This window comes from Mesorhizobium delmotii, assembly GCF_900149755.1.
Classification (GTDB): domain Bacteria; phylum Pseudomonadota; class Alphaproteobacteria; order Rhizobiales; family Rhizobiaceae; genus Mesorhizobium; species Mesorhizobium delmotii.
Genome location: NZ_FUIG01000046.1, coordinates 271,050 through 293,985, shown reverse-complemented (window position 1 = coordinate 293,985; position 22,936 = coordinate 271,050). Strand labels below are relative to the sequence as shown.

The following is a 22,936-nucleotide window of genomic DNA, read 5'->3' as shown; positions in this document are numbered from 1 at the left end:
TATGGGCAGATTCCCGTGCCGTAAAGGCGAATGGCCGATCACTTGCTCTTGTTGATGAGATTCGGCAGCTCTTTCAGGAATATCGCCCGCGTCTGAGGACCCTTGGGCGTGTCGGAACGTTTCGTATCGATTACCAGGCGGGCAAAGACGATGTTGCGAGTATCCTTGTTCGCCCAGCCGACAAACCAGCCAAGCGAGCGCCAGCCAAGCGAGCGCTTGTCGGCGCTGTCGCCAAGCCGTGTGGTCCCGGTCTTGCCCTGCACCGTCCAGCCACCTGCTTGGAAGGTCGGCAAGATCGCCTCGGTCATCGAATAGGCCTTGTCCGAAACCGGCAGCTTGCGGGCGAGCAAGCGGCGCAGGAAATCGACCTGTTCAACCGGCGAGATCTTGAGGGAAGAATTCACCCAGGACCGGGTGAGGCCATCATTCTTGCCAGCATTGCCGGAAACATCGGTGTTGCCGTAGTCGAATTTCGAGACATAGCCGGCGAACCGCTCGTTGCCGAGGCGGCGGGTGATTTCCCGCGAAAACCACAGCACTGAGTCCTTTTCCCAGATCGTTGGGTCGACGGTCTTCTGGTCCCGCTTTACCGCCTTGAACTCGGGCACCCACGCCGGTGTGTGCTCGTCGCTCAGGATTCCCGCGTCATAGCCGATCAGGGCCAAGGGGACCTTGAAGGTCGAGGCGGGACTGAAGCGCTGATCGCAGACCCCGTCCCGATACAGTGTTTCACCGCTTGTAGCATCCAGGATCAGCGTGCATTCGACCTCCTTCAGCGGCGCCGATTGAGCGCGCATCGGAAAACCCAACAGCCACGCCAGAAGGTAGAGAACCAAGGCGAAAACGAATGGACGGTGGTCTATCTGACGCATTTGGCAATCGCTCCTGAGGCAGGTCAGGAGCGGCTTAGCGAGGTGTCTTGTCTCGATTTTGTCCTAAATGCGCAAGATGCGGTTAACCCTAGCAAATCGTAAAGACCTGCCCGATTGCAGAGCTCCTACCGGCATCAGCTTTCCGGCTCGCCGCGCTTTTTCCCGATTCGCCAGTACCGCCATGGCGTGAACCAGACACAGCGATCGGCCAGCACCTCCGGCACGCGGTCGATGCCATGCGTTCCGCCCGGCCCGCAGCGCAGCACGCGGAAAAGCCCCATCCAGCCGCCGGCCCACAGTCCATGTCGGGCGATCGCTTCGTGCGCGTATTCGGAGCAGGTCGGCAGGTGCCGGCAGGAATTGCCGACAAAGCCTGACAGCGTCAGCTGATAAAAACGCACGAGCGACGTGCCGAGGATTCGGCCGGGCGTCTTGCGCCATGGGCCGGGCCAGTTGCGCGTGTATCGCGGCCGCTGATGATGGTGCGTGTGATCCGTCGCCATTTGACGGCTACGCCGCTTGTTCGGCGCGCTTCTTCTCGATCTGACTGATCGCGTCGACCACCGCATCGAAGGTCAGCATGGTCGAGGCATGGCGCGCCTTATAGTCGCGCACCGGTTCGAGATATCTGAGGTCGGCGAAGCGGCCTTCGGGTGGCGCGCCGTTTTCCTTCAGCATCTTCAGCATCGTCTCGCGAACGCTGCGCAATTCATCCGCGCTGGCGCCGACGACATGCTGCGCCATGATCGAGGAAGACGCCTGGCCAAGCGCGCAGGCTTTGACGTCATGGGCGAAATCGGTGACGACGCCGTCATCCATCTTCAGATCGACGGTCACGGTCGAGCCACACAGCTTGGAATGCGCGCGCGCGGTTGCATCGGGATGGTCGAGCCGGCCGATCCGCGCGATATTCCCGGCAAATCCCAGAATTTTCGCATTGTAGACGTCGTCGATCATATTTTTCCAATCCGTCGCCGCCAAGCGAACAGCGATTGCCGCTGACGGTCTTCCTTTCGCTCGGCACGATCATATATAATGCTGGTACTCGGGTATGGACAAGGCAACCAATAACCTCGTCCTTACTCAAATCACTTCACGCCGCTTACGGGCTGGAAACAGGGCACGTTTCTAACACCCGAAAGGTCGTGGTCCGTTCAACTCGTTCCTCCTGAGAGGGGAACTACGGGAGACGCCTTTATGGATGCCGTCATCAAGAAATTCATGCCCCCTTCCGCCTATATGGAAAAGCCGGTCACCGATCGGCCGACCGAGGCCGAAGCCGAGGCCGCGGTACGCACGTTGTTGCGCTGGACCGGCGACAATCCGGACCGGGAGGGCCTGGTCGATACGCCAAAGCGTGTGGTGAAGGCCTATCGCGAAATGTTCGGCGGCTACGACAAGTGCCCGGCCGAGGAACTCGGCCGCACCTTCGAGGAAGTCGCCGGCTATGACGACCTTGTCCTCGTCAAGGATATAACATTCCATTCGCACTGCGAGCACCACATGGTGCCAATCATCGGCAAGGCGCATGTCGGCTATCTGCCGGACGGCAAGGTTGTCGGCCTGTCCAAGATCGCGCGCGTCGTCGATATCTTCGCCCAGCGCCTGCAGACCCAGGAAGCCATGACCGCACAGATCGCCGGCGTCATCCAGGATGTACTCAATCCGCGCGGCGTCGCCGTCATGCTCGAAGCCGAGCATATGTGCATGGCCATGCGCGGCATTCGCAAGGAAGGCTCGACGACGCTGACCTCGACCTTCACCGGCGTCTTCAAGGACACGCCCGAGGAACAGGTCCGTTTCGTCACCATGGTGCGCGGCGGCAGGGGCTGAAGACCATCGCCGGTCGCTAGCCATGCCCCCGAGAAGCGGGAACCGGTTCTCGGATAAGATCATGGCCAAACAACAAGACAGGGCCTCGCCCATTCCGATCCTATCGGAATGGGCGAGGCTCTGAACAAGGACCGGCGATGTCGGCAGTGGAATTTCCGAAAGCTCCATCAGACAAGAAGGCACTGGAAGAAAGCACGGTCTTTTCGCCGCGCTTCGATGCCGGCGGCCTCGTCACCGTCGTCGTCACCGATGCCGAAGACGGCATGCTGCTGATGGTCGCGCATATGAACGCCGAAGCGCTGGCGCTGACGCTGGAAACCGGCATCGCCCACTACTGGTCGCGCTCGCGCAATGCACTGTGGAAGAAGGGCGAAACGTCCGGGAATGTCCAGAACGTTGTCGAGATGCTCACGGATTGTGACCAGGACGCCATATGGTTGCGCGTCAAAGTGATGGGCCACGACGCAACCTGCCACACCGGCCGGCGTTCCTGCTTTTATCGGACGGTGGGGCTGATCGACGGCAAGGGGACGCTTGCCAGCGACGGCAGTAAGCCGCTGTTCGATGCGGAAGAAACGTATCGAAAGCCCCACGAACCATCCAAATGAACCATTCGCCGAACTGCAGCCTCGTATATTCATGATTTCGATACGGCCAGCCTGTATGTTGGCCGTGGGACAAGGGAGATTGTGATGCTCGAATGGGCGTCATCACGCAACAGACCGGACGTTCGAGAGGCCAATGGCCTGTCATCGTCCGCCGGTGCATCCGAAACGAACCCCGCCAAGAAGACAGGCATTTCGCTGGCATTGGGCGGCGGCTGCGCCCGCGGCTGGGCCCATATCGGGGTGCTGCGCGCGCTCGACGAAGCCGGCATCGAAGTGTCGATGATCGCCGGCACCTCGATCGGCGCGCTGGTCGGCGGCTGCTATCTGGCCGGCAAGCTGGATGAGCTGGAAGAATTCGCCAGAAGCCTGACCAAGCGGCGCATTTTTGGTCTTCTCGATCTCAATCTGCGCGGCAGCGGACTGTTCGGCGGCATGAAGCTCGATGCACGGCTGCGCGAGCACATGGCCGGCATCCGTTTCGAGGATCTGCCCAAGCCTTTCGTCTGCGTCACCTCGGAGATCCGCACCGGCCATGAAATCTGGCTGTCGGGCGGGTCGCTGATTACCGCCATGCGCGCCTCCTATGCGCTGCCCGGCGTTTTCGAACCGGTCAGTTGCAACGGGCGCGTGCTGGTCGACGGTGCGCTGGTCAATCCGGTTCCGGTCTCGGTCTGCCGCGCCTACGAGCAGCCGCTCGTGGTCGCGGTGAACCTTCACTACGATCTGTTCGGCCGCGCCGCCGTCATCAAGCACAGCGCCGGCGAACTGGTCGTCGAAAAGGATGCGCCAAGGCCCGGCCAGATCGACGCAGGGCACCAGTACCAGACACGGCTCGGCATCACCGGCGTCATGGTCGAAGCCTTCAACATCATCCAGGACCGCATTTCGCGTGCGCGACTTGCCGGCGACCCGCCTGACATGTCGCTGCAGCCTAAGCTCAGCCATATCGGCCTGACCGAGTTCCACCGCGCCGACGAGGCGATCCGCATCGGCTATCAGGTGACGATGGCCCAGATCGACGAGCTGGCCCGCCTGCAGACGGTTCTGGCTTAAACGCGATCCGCCGCGGCGGGAAGCGATTCTCAGGCGCGTGCGGCATCGACGATGCGGAACTGCACCGTGCGGTTGCCGTTCCAGTGATTGCCCGACAGCGAACCGGCGACGTGCACCGGCTTGCCCCTGTTCTTGAACAGGAATTCGCCGAGCGCCGTATCGACGGCGCGAAAGGCGATCGCCTGGATGCGGCCGCCGCTTTCCGACTGCAACTCGGCGCGGATGTGATTGGTGCCGACCGGCCTTGCATCGGCGAGGCGATGGCGCGGCAGCGCGAAGATCGGTGCGACATGCCCGGCGCCGAACGGGCCGGCTTTCTCCAATGCATCGAGCAAGCCGAGCGTCGCGCCCTCGGCGGCCAGCGCACCGTCGATCGCCAGGCTTTCCTCGCCCTGCAGCCGGAACACGTCGGCCGCCGCTCGTTCCTCGAAGAAGGCCCTGAGCGCACCAAGTTTCGCCCGCTCCACTGTGATGCCGGCCGCCATGCCATGGCCGCCGCCCTTGACGATCAGCCCGGCAATGGCCGCCTCGCGCACCAGCCGGCCAAGGTCGAAGCCCGACACCGAACGGCCCGACCCCGTGCCGACACCGTTGGCGTTGAAGGCGATGGCGAAAGCGGGCCGGCGCGCATGGTCCTTGAGCCGCGAGGCCAGCAGGCCGACGATGCCCGGATGCCAGTTGGAGCTGGCGGTGACGACGATGGCCGGCCCATTGCCGCCAGCAAGCTCCGCATCGGCCTCCACGCGTGCCGCGGCCAGCATTTCCAGTTCCATCTGCTGCCGCTCCTGATTGAGCCGGTCCAGCGTCTCGGCGATGGTGCGGGCCTCGACGGGATCGTCGGTGGCGAGCAGGCGGCTGCCGAGCGCTGCGTCGCCGATGCGCCCGCCGGCATTGATGCGCGGGCCGATCAGATAGGCCAGGTGGAAGGTGCTGACCGGCTCGCCGATGCGCGAGACCCGCGCCAACGCCGCCAGCCCTTCGTTCCTCTGCTGGCGCGCCATCTGCAGCCCCTTGACCACGAAGGCGCGGTTGACGCCGGTCAGCGGCACCACGTCGCAAACGGTCGCCAGGGCAACGAGGTCGAGCATGCCAAGCAGGTCCGGCGGTGCGGCATCCGGCAACCGGCCGCGCAGGATCTTCGCCGTCTGCACCAGAGCCAGGAAGACGACGCCGGCGGCACAAAGATGGCCCTGCCCCGAAAGGTCGTCCTCACGATTGGGATTGACCACCGCTTCCGCTGCCGGCAACGGACCGCCGAGCTGGTGATGGTCGAGCACCACGACATCGGCACCGGCAGCCTTCGCCGCGTCGATGGAGACGGCGCTGTTGGTGCCGCAATCGACGGTGACGATCAGCGTCGCGCCGCGCGAGACGAGTTCGCGCATCGCTTCCGGATTGGGGCCGTACCCTTCGAAGATACGGTCCGGTATGTAGATCTCCGCAGGCACGGAGAAATGAGTGAGGAACCGCTTGAGCAGCGCCGACGAGGCCGCGCCATCGACATCGTAGTCGCCGAAGATCGCCACCTTTTCCCTGGCAACGACTGCCCCGGCGATGCGGACGGCGGCCTTGTCCATGTCGGTCAGCGACGCCGGGTCCGGCAAAAGATCGCGGATGGTCGGATCAAGGAACCGCTCGGTCTGCTCGGCGGTCACGCCGCGCCCGGCAAGGACGCGCGCAACGATGTCCGGCACGCCATAGCCTTGCGCGATGGCGAGTGCGGTCATGTCCTGCCGCTCGGTCAGCCGGTGTTCCCAGGAAACACCTGATGCCGACTGCCTGACGTCGAGGAAGATACGGTTTTCGCCCGTCATGCGACGCGCCGTCTGCGGATTGTCATTTCTCACAATATGCGACGGCTAGCCGAGTCGGGAATCAAAACTTTTCCAGATCCTGGTGCCTTGCCTTGATCTCGCGCACGGTGCGCGACGACGAGCGCAGCACGATCGTATGCGTGGTGATGGAATTGCGACCGAACTTGACGCCGGCCAGCATGTTGCCGTCGGTCACGCCGGTTGCCGCGAACAGCACGTCGCCGCGCGCCATGTCTTGCGCGCGGTAGACCCGCTTCGGATCCAAGATGCCCATCTTCGCCGCGCGCGCCAGCTTTTGCGGCGTGTCGAGGATCAGCCTTCCCTGCATCTGGCCACCGGTGCAGCGCAACGCTGCCGCAGCCAGCACTCCCTCCGGCGCGCCGCCGGTGCCGAGATAGATGTCGATGCCGGTTTCGTCCGGATCGGTGGTGTGGATGACGCCAGCGACGTCACCATCGCCGATCAGCCGAATCGCAGCGCCCGTGGCGCGCACCGCCTCGATCAGCGCGCCATGGCGCGGCCGGTCGAGGATGCAGGCGGTGATCTCCGACACCGGCACGCCCTTGGCCCTGGCCAGGTTGGCGATGTTTTCGGCCGGCGAGGCATCGATGTCGATGACGGCGTCCACGTAGCCCGGGCCAATGGCGATCTTGTCCATATAGACGTCGGGCGCAAACAGGAGACTGCCCTTTTCCGCAATGGCGATGACGGCCAGCGCATTGGGCAGGTTCTTGGCGCAGATCGTCGTGCCTTCGAGCGGGTCGAGCGCGATATCGACCGCCGGGCCTTTGCCGGTACCGACCGCTTCGCCGATATAGAGCATCGGCGCCTCGTCGCGCTCGCCCTCGCCGATCACCACCGTGCCGTTGATGGCGAGGCGGTTGAGCTCCTCGCGCATCGCGTCGACCGCAACCTGGTCGGCGGCCTTTTCGTCGCCGCGTCCGCGCAACCTTGCCGCCGCAACCGCGGCGCGTTCGGTGACACGCACCAGTTCCATGGTGAGTATCCGGTCAAGGCCGGCGACGATGTTCTGGGCAACGTTCATCGTGGACAATCCTCGTTGGCACATTGCCTCCCGCCAGAGGCGCGCCGGTTGTGTCAAAGCTCCATGACAACAGCAAGACCTGGACGGGCCTTTTTTGAAAACGCAACGATATCAATCGATTGAAGGAGAAGGAGAAATCCCTATTCCGCGCGCTCGATGCGGATAACCTGCGGCTTGTCGGTCAGATGATCGTCCTTGGTGATGCCGTCGACAGCCTTGCGGACCGCCGCTTCCGTCGTCTCGTGGGTGACGAGGATCACCGTCTTTTGCAAGGCGGTATCCGGCCCGGCGGCGTGCTGCACGATCGATTCCAGCGAAATGTCGTTGTCGGCCATGCGCTTGGCGATGGCGGCAAAGACGCCGATGCGGTCGTGCACGGTCAGCCGGATGAAATAGCCGCCGGCATGGCTGCGCATCTGCGCCTTCTTGTACGGCCGCAATTCCTTCGCCGGCAGGCCGAAGACCGGACCGTGCTGGAAACCGGGCCGGCTCTTGGCGATGTCGGCAATGTCGCCGACCACCGCCGATGCGGTGGCGTTGCCGCCGGCACCCGGACCGGAGAGCAAAAGCTCGCCAAGGATATCGGTTTCGATGGCCACCGCATTGGTGACGCCGTGCACCTGCGCGATGACCGAAGCCGTCGGCACCATGGTCGGGTGCACGCGCTGTTCGATACCGCTTTCCGTGCGTTGGGCGACGCCGAGCAGTTTTATCCGGTAGCCTAGATCGCTGGCCGCGCGGATGTCGGCCTGGCTGATGTTGGAAATCCCTTCCATGTAGATGTCGTTGGCGGCGATCCTCGTGCCGAACGCAAGGCTGGTCAGGATCGACAGCTTGTGCGCGGTGTCATGGCCCTCGATGTCGAAGGTCGGGTCGGCCTCGGCATAGCCCAGCCGCTGCGCGTCCTTCAGGCAGGCGTCGAACGACAGGCCCTCTGCCTCCATGCGGGTCAGGATATAGTTGCAGGTGCCGTTGAGGATGCCGAAGACACGGGTCACCGAATTGCCGGCCATCGCCTCGCGCATCGTCTTGATGACCGGAATGCCGCCCGCTACCGCCGCCTCGTAATTGAGCAGTACGCCCTTCCTCTCGGCGATCTCGGCCAGCGCTACGCCATGCTTGGCGAGCAGCGCCTTGTTGGCGGTGACGACGTGGCGGCCGGCTTCAAGCGCCGCTTTGACGGATGATCGCGACGGCCCCTCGTCGCCGCCGATCAGCTCGACGAAGACGTCGATCTCGGCGATCTGCGCCATTCCTACCGGATCGTCGAACCACTTGGCCGCACCGAGGTCGATGCCGCGGTCGCGTTTGCGGTCGCGGGCCGAAACGGCTGACACGACGACCTCGCGGCCGCATTGCCGCGTCAGTTCCGCCGCCTTGTCGCGCAGCACGCGCGCCACCGACGCGCCGACGGTGCCGAGACCGGCGATTCCAACACGCAACGCTTCAGCCATGTCCGGCGACGCCCCTCAAGGATTTGGTCGATGTGATCTGTGGCCACTCGATGTGATCTGTGGCCACTCAACGATGCGCGGCGAGCGGCACCACATTGTTGGGCTGTTTGGCGCTGGACGTTAGGAAGCGCTTGATGTTGCGCGCCGCCTGCCGGATCCGGTGCTCGTTCTCGACCAGCGCGATGCGCACATGATCGTCGCCATGCTCGCCGAAGCCGACGCCCGGCGCCACCGCCACATCGGCGTGCTCGATCAGAAGCTTGGAGAATTCGAGCGACCCGAGGTGCTTGAACGGCTCCGGAATTGGCGCCCAGGCGAACATCGATGCCGCCGGCGCCGGAACGATCCAGCCGGCGCGGCTGAATGCGTCGACCATGACGTCGCGGCGCTTGTGGTAGATGTCGCGCACTTCGGCGATATCGGCGCCGTCGCCGTTGAGCGCGTGCGCGGCCGCCACCTGGATCGGCGTGAAGGCGCCGTAGTCTAGATAGGATTTCACCCTGGTCAGCGCCGAGATCAGCCGCTCGTTACCGACGGCAAATCCCATGCGCCAGCCGGGCATGGAAAAGGTCTTCGACATCGAGGTGAACTCGACCGCCACCTCGATCGCGCCCGGCACCTGCAGCACCGAAGGCGGCGGATTGCCGTCAAAATAAATTTCCGAATAGGCAAGATCCGACAGGATGATGACGTCGTTCTTCTTGGCGAAGGCAACCACGTCCTTGTAGAAATCGAGCGAGGCGACCTGCGCCGTCGGGTTCGACGGATAATTGAGGATCAACGCCAGCGGCTTCGGGATCGAATGGCGAATGCCGCGCTCCAGCGCCGGAATGAAGCCGTCGTCCGGCTCCACCTGCAACGAGCGGATGACGCCGCCCGACATGATGAAGCCGAAAGCGTGGATCGGATAGGTCGGGTTGGGGCACAGGATCACATCGCCGGGCGCGGTGATCGCCTGCGCCATATTGGCAAAGCCTTCCTTCGAGCCCAGCGTCGCCACCACTTGCGTGTCCGGGTCGAGTTTCACGCCGAAACGGCGGGCATAGTAATTGGCCTGGGCGCGGCGCAGGCCCGGAATGCCGCGCGACGACGAATAGCGGTGCGTGCGCGGGTCGCGCACGACCTCGCACAATTTGTCGACGATGGCCTTGGGCGTCGGCAGATCCGGATTGCCCATGCCAAGGTCGATGATGTCGGCGCCGCGCGAGCGGGCACTGGCCTTCAGCCGGTTGACCTGCTCGAAGACATAGGGCGGAAGCCGGCGGACCTTGTGAAATTCTTCCATATCAGTTCCAGTGGTGGGTCAATTCCAGACGGTCAAAGTGGTTTTTGGCAAAGGTGCTTGTCGGTCGCGCGATATAACCCTATTTGCAGGTAGGGTCGAGGGCGGGATCGCATTTGGTTTCGATCTGCTTCAGCGCGTCGGTGCCGTGCTTCCTTGCCAGTGTGTTCAGCGCCGCCTGGTTCGTGGCTTTGACTGCGCCGCCTTTTGAGCCCTGCGCCTGCTCGTCGGCTTTCAACTGGGCGAGCTTGGCGTTCTTTTCCGCCTCGGTGAACTGCTCTGCCGCTGCCTGCGGCGGGATATTCAGGTTCGGATAGGTGCCGGTGTTCTTTGGCCCGTCGCTAGCCGCGACAGGCGTGGTACCCTCGACGTTGGTGCTCGAACAGCCTGATATCGCCAGCAGGACGATCGCCGCCCCCATGCGGCAAAAACGACCAGTGCCAGAAAAACCAGTGGTAGAAAAAACAGCGTCGCCAATATTAATCGTCATATTGTTTCCTTGGCAGCCGAGGTAGAGCACGTTGGACCCTGTCGGACATCCCATGGTAATATGTCAAGAAAACGCTTCGGGAGGAACCCGCCAACCATGTCCAAAACACCCGATTCGGGAAAAACGGAAGATGAGCGGCCTTCCACCGTCGAGCAATATCTGGTGAAGGACCCGGAACGCTTCGCCTTGAACATGGCGCGCATGATCGAGCAGGCCGGCAAGGCGGCCTCCGCATGGGCCGAGCCGCGGGAAAAAGGCGAGGTGCGCGATCATGTCGCCGAGCCGGTCGTCGACATGGTGAAAACCTTCTCCAAGCTGAGCGAGTACTGGCTTTCCGATCCGCAGCGCGCGCTGGAGGCGCAGACGCGGCTGTTCTCCGGCTACATGACCGTCTGGGCCAACTCGATCCAGCGCCTCAGTGCCGGCGGCGAAGATGCCGACGACGCGGTCAAGCCCGAGCTCGGCGACAAGCGTTTCCAGGACCCGGAATGGGGCCGCAACGCTTTCTTCGATTTCCTCAAGCAGGCCTATCTCGTCACCTCGCGCTGGGCGGGCGAACTGGTCGAGCACGCCGATGGCCTGGACGAGCACACCCGCCACAAGGCCAGCTTCTACGTCAAGCAGGTATCCAACGCCATCTCGCCATCGAATTTCATTCTGACCAATCCGGAACTGTTTCGCGAGACCATCGCCTCGAATGGTGAAAACCTGGTGCGCGGCATGAAGATGCTGGCCGAGGACATCGCCGCCGGCAAGGGTGACCTGAAACTGAGGCAGGCAGATTACTCGTCCTTCGAGATCGGCAAGAACCTGGCCACGACACCCGGCAAGGTGGTGGGCCGCAGCGATGTCGCCGAGATCCTGCAATACGATCCTGCGACCGAGACCGTACTCAAGCGGCCGCTGCTGATCTGCCCGCCATGGATCAACAAATTTTACATTCTCGATCTCAACCCGCAAAAATCCTTCATCCGCTGGGCGGTCGAGCAGGGTCACACCGTCTTCGTCATCTCCTGGATCAACCCGGACGAGCGCCACGGCACCAAGAGCTGGGAGGCTTATATCAGAGAGGGCCTGCAATACGGCCTGGACACGATCGAAAAGGCCACCGGTGAAAAGGACGTCAACGCCGTCGGCTATTGCGTCGGCGGCACGCTTCTGGCGGCGGCCCTGGCACTGATGGCGCAGGAAGGCGACCACCGCATCAAATCGGCCACCTTCTTCACCACGCAGGTCGATTTCACCTATGCCGGCGACCTGAAAGTGTTCGTCGACGAGGAGCAGGTCGCGGCCGTCGAAAAGGCAATGAACGAGAAAGGCTATCTCGACGGCACCAAGATGGCGACCGCCTTCAACATGCTTCGCTCGGGCGACCTGATCTGGCCCTATGTCGTCAACAACTACATGCGCGGCAAGGATCCCCTGCCCTTCGACCTGCTCTACTGGAACGCCGATTCGACCCGCATGGCCGCGGCCAATCATTCCTTCTACCTGCGCAATTGCTATCTCGAGAACAGACTTTCGCAAGGCATGATGGAACTGGCGGGCCGCGTGGTATCGCTGAAGGATATCACCATCCCGGTCTACAACCTCGCCTCGAAGGAAGACCATATCGCGCCGGCGCTTTCGGTTTTCCTCGGCTCCAAATATTTCGGCGGCGAGGTTGACTACGTCATGGCCGGCTCCGGCCACATCGCCGGCGTCGTCAATCCGCCGGCGGCGCAAAAATATCACTACTGGACCGGCGGCAAGCCGGCGGGCGACTTCGACCAGTGGATCGCCGAGGCCACAAACCATCCCGGCTCCTGGTGGCCGCACTGGCAACGCTGGATCGAGGCCAAGGACGACACCCGCGTGCCGGCGCGCAAACCCGGCAAGCACATGAAAACCCTGGGCGAGGCGCCAGGCAGCTATGTCAAGGTGCGTGTGTAACCTTCTGTAATGTGTGGTGAGTTGACGCGCCGCCAAAAGAGGACGAAATGGTGTCGTCAACCCTTAAGCAGCCTCGATTCCTCTCTAGCCGTCGAATTACTCTGGGGCTTGCGGATTTGACACAGGTCTCGTTTCCGTTCGGGGACAAGGATTTATTTCGGCGAGTCGTTCCGACGCCGCGCCAATGATTTACCGGCCGGACATCGAGGGGGAATTTGGTTTTGAAATCAGCAGGATCGCGCCTCGCGAAGGGAGAAAGCCGCGCCATTGCGGCCGCGCTTTTCTCCGTGCTCCTGGCGTCCTGCACCTCGGCCGGTGACCCGTCCCTGTCAGTCGGCATGCCCGGTTATAACGCCTCTGCTACGGATATCAGCACGGCCTCTGGTACCCAACAGGTCGCCGTCGATTCGTCGTCGCAGATCACGACTTCACAGATGACGATGACCGCCGAGGGCGACGCAAGCCTTCCCGAGCAGGTCGCTTATGTGCCAATGGCCAAGCCGGGAACCCAGGGGGGAGCCCCCCAGGGAGGCGCCAAGTCCGATGCCGGCTTCCCCGTCACGGCTCCTGCGCGCGCAGACGCGACTGCGGGCCAGACGCCGCAGCCACAGGAACAACAGTCGGCGCAGACGGTTAAACAGGCCGACGCTGCTCCGCAGAAGACCGAAACCGCCGATGCAGGCACGGCCGCGCCGAAGTCCAAGGCCGAGGCCGCCGCGCCGGCGATGAACAACCCGGTCTATGTGACCGCCGGAGAGCCGCAGCCGCAAGCCTATGCGCCGAAGAAGAAGGGGTTCCTCGCCTCTTTGTTCAGCGCCACGCCCGCCTCGGCGGCCCCTGCCCCGCAAGCCAACAACAGGTCGGGCGAGAAACCGGCGTCCGCCCAGCCCAAGGCGGCGGCGGCAAAGCCGACCATCACCTTGGCCTCGGCCAAATCGGCTGAAAAGCCGGTGCAACTGGCTTCGATCGGCGACACCAGCCATTTCACCGACGACGCGCTGCCTGGCGTACGCAAGACCGCACTCTTCGAGATCAAGCGCAAATCCGGCCTCGACGACGACAGCGACGTCGATCTGAACGAGGATGAAGGCGGCGCCTATCAGGTGGCATCCGCTGCCGGGCTTGCCCGGCTGGCGCCCAACGGTCTTTTGAAGCAGACCGAGAATGTCGACGTTGCCTGCCTGAAGCCGTCGCTGGTCCGCGTGCTGAAGACGATCGAGGGCCACTACGGCAAGAAGATGATCGTCACCTCCGGCTATCGTGATCCGGCCCGCAACCGCCGCGCCAACGGCGCCAAGAATTCGCTGCACATGTATTGCGCCGCTGCCGACATCCAGGTTCCAGGCGTCTCGAAAGCGCAACTGGCAAGCTATATCCGCAGCATGCCCGGGCGCGGCGGCGTCGGCACCTACTGCCATACCGAATCCGTTCACATCGACGTCGGTCCCGAGCGCGACTGGAACTGGCGCTGCCGCCGGCGGCGGTAGCGGCTGGTTCTTCCCTCGATTATGCAACGTCCGCAATGCGCCGTCTCACGACGGCATGCGGTCCCGCGTCGAACCGGACTAGAGCGCCGAAAATGCGCGGTTTTGCGGCCACTGAAAAAAGTTGTCGCAGGCAGCGGCAGATGGGTTGCCGGTTTGGTGCAACGCAACTATAAGCGCTCACATCTGAGCGCGCCCATCGTCTAGCGGTCAGGACACCGCCCTTTCACGGCGGTAACAGGGGTTCGATTCCCCTTGGGCGTACCAGAAAAATCAATCACTTAGCGGAAAACTCCCCCTCCCTGTCCAACGTTTGGCCAATTTCCTACTTGAGCTGGTCGAATCGTCTGGAGAAAGTAGCGCATGGCCGGTAGCTCTCTTCCACCAGCAAACCCGGCAGCGCTCGGACTTCATATGACGTCCAAACAGTTGGCCGGCCTCCTGGTGTGGCTCGATGAACAACAGGAAATAGTGGAGAGGGCATGGATATTCGGGTCGCAGTTTTCAGGGCAGCGGCGTGAAAAAGACACGTCCAACGGGCCCGATGTTGACCTTGCAGTTGAACTGCAGATCTCCCCAGACGGCAAACGTAATCTTTGGCTGCACGAATTGCGTCACCGCTTGCGCGAGTTCCTGGACAAGAACGGTGCTGCCCTAGATCTCAGTTCAAACGAGGGGGAAGCCAATTTTGTCCATCTAGAGTTCTGCATTGAGGATGGAAGGTCACTGACTATGTGGCCGAGGGCGCGACATTGATTTACCCCTCGACGGGATGAAAAAGCCCGCCACCGTGGGGCAGCGGACCCGTCGCGAGATAGATCGATAGCAGCGTTCGTGTCGGCGGCGCGGGTCAATGCGGTCAGCAGTGGGATTTTCATCGGTGCGTCTCTACGAAGGCCTTGCACTTGGGTGACAACTGCCCGCTCATGCCTACAAGATCGCATTTGCCGATCGGTGTGTTTGGGCAAAGCAGTTTGTAGTCACGGTTGCATGCCTTGCCTTGGAAGGATTTGAAAGTTTTAACCTGCACCGGGCTGGTTCCGCTCTCCGGGCTGGTTACTAGGCCGGTTCCCGTGTCCATCGCTCCGTCACGGCCGCCCTTGCGGCCGCCGCCACCGCCACCGCCACCGCCTTTCGCAGACGCGATACCGATAATGGCGGCGCATACGACAGTTGCACTCAGCAAGGAAAGCAATGCCCGACGTGATGTAGACATTTGTTCAACCCCTCTCTTTTGAACGATGATTTTCCAGCTAAGCATAAAGCATCAGCAATTGCTAATTTGCGCCGTTCGAGTTGTCAGTTGTGAAAAGCCCGCCACCGTGAGGCAGCGGGCATTCCGATCAGACTTCGCGGAATAATGATGGACCTGAGACGTTGTCGATAGAGAACACCCTACCAAAGGAGATTATCGATATGCGCCTCTTCATCCTGTTTTCGGTATTACTTTTGACTGCCTGCATGACAGCACCACGCGGCGAGGCTCCACCCGCACCGGCAACCGCGTCTACATCGAGCGGGGGCAGTAGTGGCAGTGCCGGCGGTACTGGCGGTACTGGCGGTGGCGGCTACTAAAGACGCGATCGACACTCAGTTTTGGAAATCGCAGAGAACGTTAATCGCGCCGAACTGACCGCCCCAGCAAAAAAGCCCGCCACCGTGAGGCAGCGGGCCAAGTCGGCGGCCGGGCATTTCTCAGTTTGCCTTCTCGCGGATCGCCTGGAAAATGTAGGAACGGAACTTGGCGCCCAACTCTGGCGAGAGGCGGAATGAGCGCCCGCCGCTGGCGTCTTCGGTCTTGAACACCAGGATCATGTCCCCGTTCGCCGGGTCGAAGTTCGGGATGATGTATTCCAAGCGCTCGGCTTTCTCCAGGTAGTGGGCAACGCAGTCCTTCTTCAGCATGACGCATCCCATCCGAGCGCTTCATAGTAGGCTTGCCTAGCCTTTTGGGACATCGACTCCGCGGTGCAGGCAACGAAGACAAGCCGATCGGCCTCGCCTTGGGTCAGCACATGATTGGGGCCGGACGGTTTTCGGTTAGTCCCATACTGTCCATCATGCCTACGAGGACATCGAGCATGTTGATAGTGTCGCAGAGCAGCGGCTCCAGACCGAAGAAGGCTGCCTTTTCCTTGTCGGCGCTCATGACGCACCGCCTAGGATGTGGCGGCGGTTGATTCTCGGGCATGCCTTCGGCGGCTGCCCGAACAGTGATGTTCGGCATTTGGTTTCTCCCGTGGTTTAGTTTGCTTACCCTCTCACAATCTCATACAATGTCGTCAATCGTCAACTACATTGTATGAGGATCGCACACCATGGTCAGGACGGCTCCGATTTCGTTCCGCATCGAACAGGGGTTGAAAAATGCTCTGGAGGAAGCGGCGAAGGATGACATGCGGTCTGTGTCATCGATGGTCGAGAAGATCCTGACCACGTATCTGCGGGAAAAGGGCTACCTGCCGAAAGGCGCAGCAGAATAGCTATGCTCGTCACCGTCAGCCGGGAGGAGTGTAGAGCGGCTCTCTGCATCGATGAACCAAGCACTGGCCATCGCGCGTCGGCACAAACCCTACCGCTGGGATTAACGACCAGTCGCACGCATTGCTGTACTGGCGGACGTAGAGGGCATAGGTGTTCGGGCCGGTGGTCAGCACCGCCGAGCCATGGCTCTGGATTAGCGCCTGCGTCTGTTGGCAGGTCATGGCGCGGGTGTCCGGCCTGGCCTGGGCGAGGGTTGTGAAGGCAAGCGTGACCGCTGCCGAGGTCAACGCAATCCGGCGAATGGACATGACGAGACTCCCATGATGAGCCATTTGGTTGACAAACTCGCATGTCGCAGGGCAGCTGTGCAATGGCGGCCTCCAAATCGGAATTCCCGACTGGGAGCAAACCGCCCGCCCCGTGCGAACTGACGGCGTGTCGCTTGAGCCCGCAACGGCGGATGCTCTCAACTCCATCGCGGCTGAAATGAAAATTGGCCGGTCTGACCTCATTCAGATCGTGCTGCGCGAATGGCTGGAAGCCAACGCCTATCTGCCTGTGCGCACGATCGATGAGGAAAGCGAGACGGGCGGCAGCGCGTAGGCTGTAGAAGACCCGCCGCTACATTTGCGAAGCGACGGGCCCAATGAGTGCCGTGCATTGGGGTACCCGGCATTGCTGACCGTGCAATTGCGGTGCCAAACGTCCTGACCCATTGCGAGGCACTTATGGCTTGTACACTGCGGAATTGCCGCCGACGTACTACATTTGCATGTTTCAGTTACATTAGAACTAACTCATATATATCCAGCCATGCGAGCTCCCCTTAGGCTCGCTGGTCAGGCCCGGCGGTCTCCCCCCAACCGCAAGCCGCTGGGCCGCTCGAGCGCGCGCAACGGATGGCGGGACTTCACTTCCACCCATCGCTTACCTCATGCGGGCATCAAATCGATGACCCGCATGATCGCGACCGCACTGCTCGTGTTCTGGGTGCCTTCTGTCGTGGCGCCTTTAGCGCAGGCCCAAACATCGCCCTTCTTGACTGTGAACTGTTCTTTGTTGTGAACGACCGAAAGTTCTCCCTCAGTCATGTGGCAGAGCATGTCGTTCTTCATCATGTTGTCCGGCGTCTTCGCCCCGGGTTGGATAACAACATCGCGTAGCATGACCGTTTTATAAGCTGGTATGACCGAAGCCCGCTCGCCAAGCGCTACAACTCTGACACCGGGGCCGATTTCCTTGCCCTCATCGGGGCCGTAAGTCTGTGCGGCGGCTGGTGTCGCCCAAGCGATCAGTGGCGTTGTGGCCATTGTAAGACCGAGTGCAAGTGTGGATCTACGATTGACGGCTTCCATTGCTTCCTCCCTGTTCAAAGTTGGTCGGAAAGGTAGGCCAACAAGTCAGGATGAGCCGCTGCGGCCCAAAGTCAACTGATCTTCCGTTGGGTTTGACCCTAGGGCCGGATGGATAACTGCCTGACGACACGAGGAAGTTGCACCCTAGCAAATGGACGGGGGTCAATAGAAATTGACGCGACCTCCAGAAGGCAAAGTATATGCCTTCACAAAGCTGGCGCCGAAAATCTTGCCTGTTCATACTCTTAGCGTGCGATGGCAGAAGACGACTGATGTTCTATAGCGTTGAGGCCGCCCTTCGAATCGGCGTCCCAAAAATCCTGCAGTGAGGCGTGCCGAAGGTCCTCCTCACCCCTGAGATGCTTCACGCGGGCTTTGATCCCCGGTTTAACCCACTGAGTGGCTGGCCGCTTTGGCATGTCCTTTGGCGGTGGCCCGGCATGTTCCTGGACGCGCTTCCACAGCCGCTCACGCATCTCGCGATTGACGCTCACGAACGCACTGCCGACATATTTCCGGGTGCCTGGGTCAGCCATCAGAGCAAACGCCGGCTTGCCCCTCTCGCGTTCAACTCCGAGAAGCTCGAACTCGCTTTCGGTGAAGGATTTTGTCTTCAGCCAATTGGTGGTCGGGCCGCTGCGATATTTGCTGTCTCGACGCTTCGATACCATCCCCTCTAGGCCGGCCGCGTCGATCAGATGATAGATCGCGTTGGCTTCACCTGGCATTGTCTCACTGAACTGGATGCGGCTGTCGGACCCTATAAGGCCGGCCAGGATTTCCCGCCGATCCTCAAGCGCCATGTCGCGCAAGTCGTGGCCATTGAGATGCAGCAGATCGAACGCGACGAAATAGAGGTCGTGCTGGCGCCTAGTGATAGCCTTGCGCAGCGCGGCAAAATCCGAAAGGCCAGCCTCATTTAAGACGACGCCTTCGCCGTCGATGATGGCATTCTCGACGTCCAGCGTTCGCGCCGCCGCCGCTAGGTCGCGGTATTTGGAGGACCAGTCGAGTCCGCGGCGGGTGAAAATCCGAGCGCCGTCGAATTTGGCTTCATGCATCCAGTCATCGCCTTGGGGCGGCTTGGCGACCAAGGTAGGCATCATCGGAGGAATGAACTCAAGCCGGCCGGGTCCGGCACGCACTGGTTTACGCACGGAATCGAGATTAGGCCCGTCCCTTCTGGCGGCTAGGGGAACGGAACGTGACCATTTTACTAAATTAGTAATGATGCATGAAACGGCTTATTATTCGTCCCAGCCGGCGGACACGCCCACACCCCGCCGGTTAGGCCCGGCGGTCGGTTGCCTACTCGCAGCGGCTGTCGGGCCGACCATCTCAGCGAGGATGCAGTGGAAGCGTCAGTGACGATCCAAAACGCCTGGGCCGGCCTTAAGCTGGTTCGCATGGCTATTGAACAGACCTGCCCCGCTGTGCGTACTGCCGAGCGAAGAAGCTGTCCTGCTGCTCTATGGTCCCGAGCCGATCCATGAGGGCGAAGCGCTTGCGAAGGCCATAATTGAGACGGTTGAAAGGCTGAGCCGGTAACCGCAAGCAGAGAGGCCCCGTGCTAAGCGTCTTTCAAACGATAGGCGCGAGAATCGCGTCAGGGTCGAGGCCAAGAGCCGTGACTAGCAGGATGGCGTCCGGGTCGTCGCAGTAGACCTCGGGTCGATCGGGAGCAAACCAGCGGGCGAAATAGACCGGGTTTTGCGTCAAGGCGGCGTAGGCGGAAGCCATCTTGCCAGCTTCGATGATGCGAGCCTGCACAAGCGATTTCAGAACTGTCTGACGAGGTGGCGGCGTTGGCTCTGGGCCGGTGAACTTCTCACCATCGAATGAAAAGCCGGCGAAAACATCGGCGGGAACCTTTGTCCATCCCGGCTCTGGGCCGCCTTCGAAATAGGGCAGATCGTACGAAATCGAATCCACAACGCCATCAATGATGCGGGCGTATTTCATGTCGTCCTCCAGAATTTCACCCGGGCGTAGACTTCTGTTCCCTGCGAAAGAGCCAGGCCAAGGCCGTTCGCGGGTGCGGTCGAGGCGTAGTACTGGATCGCAAAGGCCTTGCTGGCGACGACCGCCGCGCCGCCTGTCGATGTCGCGCCTGAGCTTGGCCCGTTGTTTCCGTTACCCAGCATACCCATCCCGGCGGTCGTGCCATCGGTGATGTTTTGCAGGCGTGAGCCGAAACTAGAGATGTTATAGGATCTAATCTCCCATTCGACCCAGCCATCGACAGTCGCTGTGAACTGGTCGGAGGAGATTGATACCAGGCCTGACGGGTCGCGAACTTCGGTGTTGAGTGCATGCGTTGTCCATGTGGTAGCGACCGGCGTTCCGCCCCCTGACCCGGACGACTTCTGATCCTCCATAACTGCATCAGGAACGCCGCCGACACGAGCCGAGCCGACATAAAAGCCGCCTGAAGCGGTTGCCTTGTCGCTGTCATCGATCGTGACGCCCGACGTCTGGGTTGCGCCCTTTGTGCCGTCAAAGCGCGGGACAGTGTTGTCAACGGTCGTCGCCGGCCCCTTGGCAAAAACAGCTTGGGCTGCGCCATCGCCAACGATTATTCGATTATCGTCAGTATCCCACTGGATATCGCCTTCGGCAGTCGGGGTAGGAGCCGTGCCCTGCTTCAGGGTCAGCGTGGCGGCTGCGATCGTACCGCCATTGATCGTCGGGCTGGTCAGCGTCTTGTTGATGAGCGTCTTGTTGATGAGCGTCTGCGGGTCGGTCAGCGTGACGAAGCTGGAATGGTCCGTCGCATCGAAGGTTACAGCAGAATCGTCAGTGCCGATCACCGGCTCATCGGTCGTAAATATAAACATCCGGTCGGCATTGACCGTCCCGAACTGGGTGCGAACCGTCGTGCCCTTCTGCAAGGTGCGGGCGGTGCGGGCGTCGGCGGCGCGGAACCATTCGCCTTCGGACGCGGAATAAATGCCGTTCTGGGTGCCGTCGTCCTGGTCCTTGACCAGGATGCGGTCGCCAACCTCAGTCACGACGCCATCGATCGTCAGCAAGCCGCCGGCTTCGACCCCGATCGGGCCGGTCGTGGCAAGGCGGACAGGCTCTCTCTCACCTGTCAGGAGTCGAACGGCGGCAGTTGCGGGTCGGGCCATGAAATGGGCTCCTATCTGGATTTGGCTTGTGCGGCGTCAGGCAGGCCCAAGGCGTCGCCTGTGGCGGCTTCCACCTTGTCGAAGAGCGTGCGTAGCCAGAAAAGATTCTGGATGGGCAGCAGCTTTCGGACGGTGTGCAGATCACTCTGCTTGAAGTCGCCGGCCGCGACAGCGCCCGTTGCCTGGAAGATGTCGGACGCGGCGTCGAGTGTCGGGCCGAGCAGAGCGCCAGGAGCGTTCCGGGTCGCGTACCTGGATATCGGCTTGCCGGTGATCATCGACAGGCCCAGGGTGCCCCGCGTGGCCTTCTCAAGGCCCCCATTGGCGTCCATCAGCCAGCCGGTGAGGCCTGACCAGTCCAGGGCCTCGACAGCCCAAACCTTTGGATCTTCGGAAGTCTCGCGACCGGCGATCTTTCCCTTGCCCAATAGGTCACGGCGCCCAAGATCAGCGGATCGGCCGACATCCATGTGGTGTCGACGGAGAGCAGTTTGGTGAATCCGGTTTTGCTGGGCTTGCGTTTCATGGTGCCTCCATCGGCTGGAGAAGCTTCCGGGGGCAGTGTTCGTTCGAATGATGCTTTTCGGTTGCCTTTGAGCGCAAGTTTTTGGTCAGCCAGCACAGCGCCTCCTCTTAAGCTCGCTGGTGGTCAAGGCCCGGCGGCCGGCTGATGGTCACCCCAATAGGGCTGCCGGGCCGCTAGAACTTGCTCAACGGATGGCGCGGACTTCATGACCCGGATTAGAACCAACAACCACACCAGCGGCATCCTCTTTGGCGAGGTGCTATATCATGCCGATCCCGAGCACCCGCCGCCATCCTATGTGTCGCAATATGGGGTGCAGGAAGATGAAACGGCTAATCAAATACGACCCTAAGCGCCACATGCGCTACGATCCGAACCTGCTGCCCCGCACGGGGCACAGGTACAAGCCAGCCAAACCGGCCCACGATGCCGTATGGTGGCCCAATGTCATTTCGGTAATTGCTATTGCCGGTTTCTTCTTCCTCACGTTCATCTGGAGCTGACGATGCTACCTTTTGTGCAGGCAGATGGTCTCTCAGGCAGGCCGCTGCTCAGCCATTTGTGCAAGAAGTTCGTACCGCGGGTGCTCATTCCGTCACAAGCCGGCGGAGCGCATTAAGTTCCTTCGTCCCAGAAATCCTGCAGCGAGGCATGGCGAAGGTCTTCCTCGCCGCGCAGGTGCTTCACGCGGGCTTTGATTCCCGGCTTGACCCACTGAGTTGCCGGCCGCTTCTTCATGTCCTTGGGCGCCGGACTATTCGGTCGGCATTGGTTGGACGCAAGCGCCATGCTCCTGATCAAGAGCCGTCGTCTACACGCTCGGCTATAGCGAACGCCTGTAGGTTTTTCGCCTTTCCGTCGTCCTGGTCGGCGTTGGCGATAATCGAAAAGAACGCCGCGCGGGCGATGTCTTTCTTTGACGCGTTCGGATGTTCTTTCCTTGCCGCCTTCAGCAGTTGTTTCGGCGTCATATCCGGCGTCACGATCCGCATCAGAGTATCGCTGATCGCCTGCAATTCGGCTGCATCCATTGCGACAACGCTCCTTCTTTGGCTCCCCACTGCCAAGTCTAGCAGAGCGCCTTTATGAGCTGAAACTAAATTCACGCTACATGGAAGCCTCGCCGGCGCGTTCCGGCTGGCCGGCTGTCTCATACGGGCGAAAGCAGCCCTTCGCCAGAAGGGCGTTAACCAGCCAGGCCGGGCAGTGCCGCTCCGCAATGGGGCGGAGAGACAGAGAGAAGAAGCCGCGCCGAGAGTTTCAGTCTTCCTTCAAATCTTCGGCTTCGTCTTTGAGCTTGGTCCAGTCGGCACCATGTTTACGCAACAAAGCGCGCGCCTGTTTCGGCGAGACGTCGGTAATTTCAGTCAGGTGCTCTACCTCCAGCTCTTGCCCCTGCACCACGCGGCTCGCCTCCTTCTTTTCCTTCTTTTCTTTCTTTTCTTTGGTAGCCATCTCTGTGTCCTTCTCCTGCATCATCGGATGAACGAGGACTGAGAAGTGTGGTTCCGGCTCGCGCATTGTCGTTCGCCGGCTTGAGGTCCGGCCGCAGTTGGTCGAGGCGGGCGGTTGT

General features: G+C 61.5%; 29 protein-coding genes and 1 tRNA gene. 10 read left to right on the top strand and 20 right to left on the bottom strand.

The features are described from left to right. Positions 1-38: 38 nt before the first annotated feature. The 3 genes from blaOXA to BQ8482_RS29010 form a co-directional block, all read right to left on the bottom strand. The gene (blaOXA, locus tag BQ8482_RS29020) at positions 39-872 is read right to left on the bottom strand and encodes a class D beta-lactamase (protein ID WP_123150697.1); all 834 of its coding nucleotides are present in this window, start codon (positions 870-872) and stop codon (positions 39-41) included. A 134-nt stretch (positions 873-1,006) separates the two neighbouring features. Next, complete coding sequence (yidD, locus tag BQ8482_RS29015; protein WP_123150696.1) at positions 1,007-1,375, bottom strand: membrane protein insertion efficiency factor YidD; 369 nt, start codon at positions 1,373-1,375, stop codon at positions 1,007-1,009. Between the two features lie 7 nt (positions 1,376-1,382). Next, on the bottom strand, positions 1,383-1,829 hold the full coding sequence (locus tag BQ8482_RS29010) for an iron-sulfur cluster assembly scaffold protein (protein ID WP_123150695.1): 447 nt from the start codon (positions 1,827-1,829) through the stop codon (positions 1,383-1,385). A gap of 240 nt (positions 1,830-2,069) precedes the next feature. On the opposite strand from BQ8482_RS29010, the gene folE reads away from it, so the two are divergent. From folE to BQ8482_RS28995, 3 genes are all read left to right on the top strand, one after another. After that, positions 2,070-2,705: a GTP cyclohydrolase I FolE gene (gene folE / locus BQ8482_RS29005; protein WP_023801043.1), complete on the top strand. Its 636-nt coding sequence runs from the start codon at positions 2,070-2,072 to the stop codon at positions 2,703-2,705. A gap of 137 nt (positions 2,706-2,842) precedes the next feature. Then, on the top strand, positions 2,843-3,313 hold the full coding sequence (hisI, locus tag BQ8482_RS29000; RefSeq protein ID WP_123150694.1) for a phosphoribosyl-AMP cyclohydrolase: 471 nt from the start codon (positions 2,843-2,845) through the stop codon (positions 3,311-3,313). 84 nt (positions 3,314-3,397) lie between these two features. Next, entirely contained in the window at positions 3,398-4,366 is a 969-nt protein-coding gene (locus BQ8482_RS28995; protein WP_095492569.1) for a patatin family protein, read from the top strand. A 29-nt stretch (positions 4,367-4,395) separates the two neighbouring features. On the opposite strand, the gene recJ is transcribed toward BQ8482_RS28995, so the two are convergent. The 5 genes from recJ to BQ8482_RS28970 all read right to left on the bottom strand — a co-directional run bounded on the left by recJ (position 4,396) and on the right by BQ8482_RS28970 (position 10,481). Then, positions 4,396-6,180: a single-stranded-DNA-specific exonuclease RecJ gene (gene recJ, locus BQ8482_RS28990; protein WP_123150787.1), complete on the bottom strand. Its 1,785-nt coding sequence runs from the start codon at positions 6,178-6,180 to the stop codon at positions 4,396-4,398. Positions 6,181-6,241: 61 nt separating this feature from the next. Then, complete coding sequence (gene glpX, locus BQ8482_RS28985; RefSeq protein WP_123150693.1) at positions 6,242-7,225, bottom strand: class II fructose-bisphosphatase; 984 nt, start codon at positions 7,223-7,225, stop codon at positions 6,242-6,244. Between the two features lie 140 nt (positions 7,226-7,365). After that, positions 7,366-8,679 carry a homoserine dehydrogenase gene (locus BQ8482_RS28980; protein ID WP_123150692.1) on the bottom strand — a complete coding sequence of 438 codons (1,314 nt, stop codon included), beginning with the start codon at positions 8,677-8,679 and terminating at the stop codon, positions 7,366-7,368. Between the two features lie 67 nt (positions 8,680-8,746). Beyond that, positions 8,747-9,964, bottom strand: coding sequence for an LL-diaminopimelate aminotransferase (locus BQ8482_RS28975; RefSeq protein WP_123150691.1), 1,218 nt, complete (start codon positions 9,962-9,964; stop codon positions 8,747-8,749). Between the two features lie 79 nt (positions 9,965-10,043). Further along, positions 10,044-10,481: a hypothetical protein gene (locus BQ8482_RS28970; RefSeq protein ID WP_244603019.1), complete on the bottom strand. Its 438-nt coding sequence runs from the start codon at positions 10,479-10,481 to the stop codon at positions 10,044-10,046. A gap of 66 nt (positions 10,482-10,547) precedes the next feature. Here BQ8482_RS28970 and phaC point away from each other — a divergent pair, with 66 nt between their 5' ends. The 4 genes from phaC (at position 10,548) to BQ8482_RS28950 (ending at position 14,623) form a co-directional block, all read left to right on the top strand. Beyond that, positions 10,548-12,383, top strand: coding sequence for a class I poly(R)-hydroxyalkanoic acid synthase (gene phaC, locus BQ8482_RS28965; protein ID WP_123150690.1), 1,836 nt, complete (start codon positions 10,548-10,550; stop codon positions 12,381-12,383). Between the two features lie 215 nt (positions 12,384-12,598). After that, complete coding sequence (locus BQ8482_RS28960) at positions 12,599-13,870, top strand: YcbK family protein (RefSeq protein ID WP_123150689.1); 1,272 nt, start codon at positions 12,599-12,601, stop codon at positions 13,868-13,870. A gap of 189 nt (positions 13,871-14,059) precedes the next feature. Continuing rightward, positions 14,060-14,134, top strand: a tRNA-Glu gene (locus tag BQ8482_RS28955). Positions 14,135-14,230: 96 nt separating this feature from the next. After that, positions 14,231-14,623, top strand: a complete 393-nt coding sequence (locus BQ8482_RS28950; RefSeq protein ID WP_133254859.1) for a nucleotidyltransferase family protein — start codon at positions 14,231-14,233, stop codon at positions 14,621-14,623. Positions 14,624-14,741: 118 nt separating this feature from the next. Here BQ8482_RS28950 and BQ8482_RS37875 read toward each other — a convergent pair whose 3' ends face one another. From BQ8482_RS37875 to BQ8482_RS28940, 3 genes are all read right to left on the bottom strand, one after another. Then, positions 14,742-15,128 carry a hypothetical protein gene (locus tag BQ8482_RS37875; protein WP_133254858.1) on the bottom strand — a complete coding sequence of 129 codons (387 nt, stop codon included), beginning with the start codon at positions 15,126-15,128 and terminating at the stop codon, positions 14,742-14,744. Positions 15,129-15,562: 434 nt separating this feature from the next. After that, positions 15,563-15,772, bottom strand: coding sequence for a hypothetical protein (locus BQ8482_RS28945; protein ID WP_123150687.1), 210 nt, complete (start codon positions 15,770-15,772; stop codon positions 15,563-15,565). A gap of 103 nt (positions 15,773-15,875) precedes the next feature. Beyond that, positions 15,876-16,094 carry a hypothetical protein gene (locus tag BQ8482_RS28940; protein ID WP_133254857.1) on the bottom strand — a complete coding sequence of 73 codons (219 nt, stop codon included), beginning with the start codon at positions 16,092-16,094 and terminating at the stop codon, positions 15,876-15,878. 91 nt (positions 16,095-16,185) lie between these two features. Between BQ8482_RS28940 and BQ8482_RS28935 the strand changes: the two genes are divergently transcribed. Beyond that, a complete protein-coding gene (locus BQ8482_RS28935) occupies positions 16,186-16,350 on the top strand; it encodes a type II toxin-antitoxin system antitoxin (RefSeq protein WP_082982500.1) in 165 nt (54 codons plus the stop codon). Positions 16,351-16,365: 15 nt separating this feature from the next. Here the strand turns inward: BQ8482_RS28935 and BQ8482_RS28930 are convergent, their stop codons facing one another. Continuing rightward, positions 16,366-16,659, bottom strand: coding sequence for a hypothetical protein (locus BQ8482_RS28930; RefSeq protein ID WP_123150685.1), 294 nt, complete (start codon positions 16,657-16,659; stop codon positions 16,366-16,368). A gap of 28 nt (positions 16,660-16,687) precedes the next feature. Between BQ8482_RS28930 and BQ8482_RS28925 the strand changes: the two genes are divergently transcribed. After that, positions 16,688-16,954 (top strand): ribbon-helix-helix domain-containing protein, encoded by a 267-nt coding sequence (locus BQ8482_RS28925; protein ID WP_244603018.1) that lies wholly within the window; start codon positions 16,688-16,690, stop codon positions 16,952-16,954. Positions 16,955-17,283: 329 nt separating this feature from the next. Here the strand turns inward: BQ8482_RS28925 and BQ8482_RS28920 are convergent, their stop codons facing one another. The 5 genes from BQ8482_RS28920 to BQ8482_RS28895 form a co-directional block, all read right to left on the bottom strand. Then, positions 17,284-17,706: a cupin domain-containing protein gene (locus BQ8482_RS28920; protein WP_123150683.1), complete on the bottom strand. Its 423-nt coding sequence runs from the start codon at positions 17,704-17,706 to the stop codon at positions 17,284-17,286. Between the two features lie 245 nt (positions 17,707-17,951). After that, a complete protein-coding gene (locus tag BQ8482_RS28915) occupies positions 17,952-18,812 on the bottom strand; it encodes an ATP-dependent DNA ligase (RefSeq protein ID WP_123150785.1) in 861 nt (286 codons plus the stop codon). Positions 18,813-19,287: 475 nt separating this feature from the next. Next, a complete protein-coding gene (locus tag BQ8482_RS28905; RefSeq protein ID WP_123150682.1) occupies positions 19,288-19,668 on the bottom strand; it encodes a hypothetical protein in 381 nt (126 codons plus the stop codon). Beyond that, a complete protein-coding gene (locus tag BQ8482_RS28900; RefSeq protein WP_123150681.1) occupies positions 19,665-20,837 on the bottom strand; it encodes a hypothetical protein in 1,173 nt (390 codons plus the stop codon). The genes BQ8482_RS28905 and BQ8482_RS28900 overlap by 4 nt, the downstream gene beginning before the upstream one ends. 11 nt (positions 20,838-20,848) lie before the next feature. Then, positions 20,849-21,265, bottom strand: coding sequence for a hypothetical protein (locus BQ8482_RS28895; RefSeq protein ID WP_133254856.1), 417 nt, complete (start codon positions 21,263-21,265; stop codon positions 20,849-20,851). 421 nt (positions 21,266-21,686) lie between these two features. On the opposite strand from BQ8482_RS28895, the gene BQ8482_RS28890 reads away from it, so the two are divergent. Next, a complete protein-coding gene (locus tag BQ8482_RS28890; protein WP_133254855.1) occupies positions 21,687-21,866 on the top strand; it encodes a hypothetical protein in 180 nt (59 codons plus the stop codon). Between the two features lie 112 nt (positions 21,867-21,978). On the opposite strand, the gene BQ8482_RS40170 is transcribed toward BQ8482_RS28890, so the two are convergent. The 3 genes from BQ8482_RS40170 to BQ8482_RS28870 all read right to left on the bottom strand — a co-directional run bounded on the left by BQ8482_RS40170 (position 21,979) and on the right by BQ8482_RS28870 (position 22,884). Continuing rightward, a complete protein-coding gene (locus tag BQ8482_RS40170) occupies positions 21,979-22,101 on the bottom strand; it encodes a hypothetical protein (RefSeq protein WP_280178880.1) in 123 nt (40 codons plus the stop codon). 59 nt (positions 22,102-22,160) lie between these two features. Then, positions 22,161-22,394 carry a hypothetical protein gene (locus tag BQ8482_RS28875; RefSeq protein WP_123150678.1) on the bottom strand — a complete coding sequence of 78 codons (234 nt, stop codon included), beginning with the start codon at positions 22,392-22,394 and terminating at the stop codon, positions 22,161-22,163. Between the two features lie 229 nt (positions 22,395-22,623). Then, on the bottom strand, positions 22,624-22,884 hold the full coding sequence (locus BQ8482_RS28870; protein WP_244603017.1) for a hypothetical protein: 261 nt from the start codon (positions 22,882-22,884) through the stop codon (positions 22,624-22,626). Between the last annotated feature and the right edge of the window lie 52 nt (positions 22,885-22,936).

What these genes read in the sequence shown, in the direction of transcription:
- blaOXA (WP_123150697.1), bottom strand. Translation starts at nt 872, where the DNA reads ATGCGTCAGATAGACCACCGTCCATTCGTTTTCGCCTTGGTTCTCTAC.
- yidD (WP_123150696.1), bottom strand. Translation starts at nt 1,375, where the DNA reads ATGGCGACGGATCACACGCACCATCATCAGCGGCCGCGATACACGCGC.
- BQ8482_RS29010 (WP_123150695.1), bottom strand. Translation starts at nt 1,829, where the DNA reads ATGATCGACGACGTCTACAATGCGAAAATTCTGGGATTTGCCGGGAAT.
- folE (WP_023801043.1), top strand. Translation starts at nt 2,070, where the DNA reads ATGGATGCCGTCATCAAGAAATTCATGCCCCCTTCCGCCTATATGGAA.
- hisI (WP_123150694.1), top strand. Translation starts at nt 2,843, where the DNA reads ATGTCGGCAGTGGAATTTCCGAAAGCTCCATCAGACAAGAAGGCACTG.
- BQ8482_RS28995 (WP_095492569.1), top strand. Translation starts at nt 3,398, where the DNA reads ATGCTCGAATGGGCGTCATCACGCAACAGACCGGACGTTCGAGAGGCC.
- recJ (WP_123150787.1), bottom strand. Translation starts at nt 6,180, where the DNA reads ATGACGGGCGAAAACCGTATCTTCCTCGACGTCAGGCAGTCGGCATCA.
- glpX (WP_123150693.1), bottom strand. Translation starts at nt 7,225, where the DNA reads ATGAACGTTGCCCAGAACATCGTCGCCGGCCTTGACCGGATACTCACC.
- BQ8482_RS28980 (WP_123150692.1), bottom strand. Translation starts at nt 8,679, where the DNA reads ATGGCTGAAGCGTTGCGTGTTGGAATCGCCGGTCTCGGCACCGTCGGC.
- BQ8482_RS28975 (WP_123150691.1), bottom strand. Translation starts at nt 9,964, where the DNA reads ATGGAAGAATTTCACAAGGTCCGCCGGCTTCCGCCCTATGTCTTCGAG.
- phaC (WP_123150690.1), top strand. Translation starts at nt 10,548, where the DNA reads ATGTCCAAAACACCCGATTCGGGAAAAACGGAAGATGAGCGGCCTTCC.
- BQ8482_RS28950 (WP_133254859.1), top strand. Translation starts at nt 14,231, where the DNA reads ATGGCCGGTAGCTCTCTTCCACCAGCAAACCCGGCAGCGCTCGGACTT.
- BQ8482_RS37875 (WP_133254858.1), bottom strand. Translation starts at nt 15,128, where the DNA reads ATGCTTAGCTGGAAAATCATCGTTCAAAAGAGAGGGGTTGAACAAATG.
- BQ8482_RS28945 (WP_123150687.1), bottom strand. Translation starts at nt 15,772, where the DNA reads ATGCTGAAGAAGGACTGCGTTGCCCACTACCTGGAGAAAGCCGAGCGC.
- BQ8482_RS28940 (WP_133254857.1), bottom strand. Translation starts at nt 16,094, where the DNA reads ATGCCGAACATCACTGTTCGGGCAGCCGCCGAAGGCATGCCCGAGAAT.
- BQ8482_RS28935 (WP_082982500.1), top strand. Translation starts at nt 16,186, where the DNA reads ATGGTCAGGACGGCTCCGATTTCGTTCCGCATCGAACAGGGGTTGAAA.
- BQ8482_RS28930 (WP_123150685.1), bottom strand. Translation starts at nt 16,659, where the DNA reads ATGTCCATTCGCCGGATTGCGTTGACCTCGGCAGCGGTCACGCTTGCC.
- BQ8482_RS28920 (WP_123150683.1), bottom strand. Translation starts at nt 17,706, where the DNA reads ATGGAAGCCGTCAATCGTAGATCCACACTTGCACTCGGTCTTACAATG.
- BQ8482_RS28915 (WP_123150785.1), bottom strand. Translation starts at nt 18,812, where the DNA reads ATGATGCCTACCTTGGTCGCCAAGCCGCCCCAAGGCGATGACTGGATG.
- BQ8482_RS28905 (WP_123150682.1), bottom strand. Translation starts at nt 19,668, where the DNA reads ATGAAATACGCCCGCATCATTGATGGCGTTGTGGATTCGATTTCGTAC.
- BQ8482_RS28900 (WP_123150681.1), bottom strand. Translation starts at nt 20,837, where the DNA reads ATGGCCCGACCCGCAACTGCCGCCGTTCGACTCCTGACAGGTGAGAGA.
- BQ8482_RS28890 (WP_133254855.1), top strand. Translation starts at nt 21,687, where the DNA reads ATGAAACGGCTAATCAAATACGACCCTAAGCGCCACATGCGCTACGAT.
- BQ8482_RS40170 (WP_280178880.1), bottom strand. Translation starts at nt 22,101, where the DNA reads ATGAAGAAGCGGCCGGCAACTCAGTGGGTCAAGCCGGGAATCAAAGCC.
- BQ8482_RS28875 (WP_123150678.1), bottom strand. Translation starts at nt 22,394, where the DNA reads ATGGATGCAGCCGAATTGCAGGCGATCAGCGATACTCTGATGCGGATC.
- BQ8482_RS28870 (WP_244603017.1), bottom strand. Translation starts at nt 22,884, where the DNA reads ATGCGCGAGCCGGAACCACACTTCTCAGTCCTCGTTCATCCGATGATG.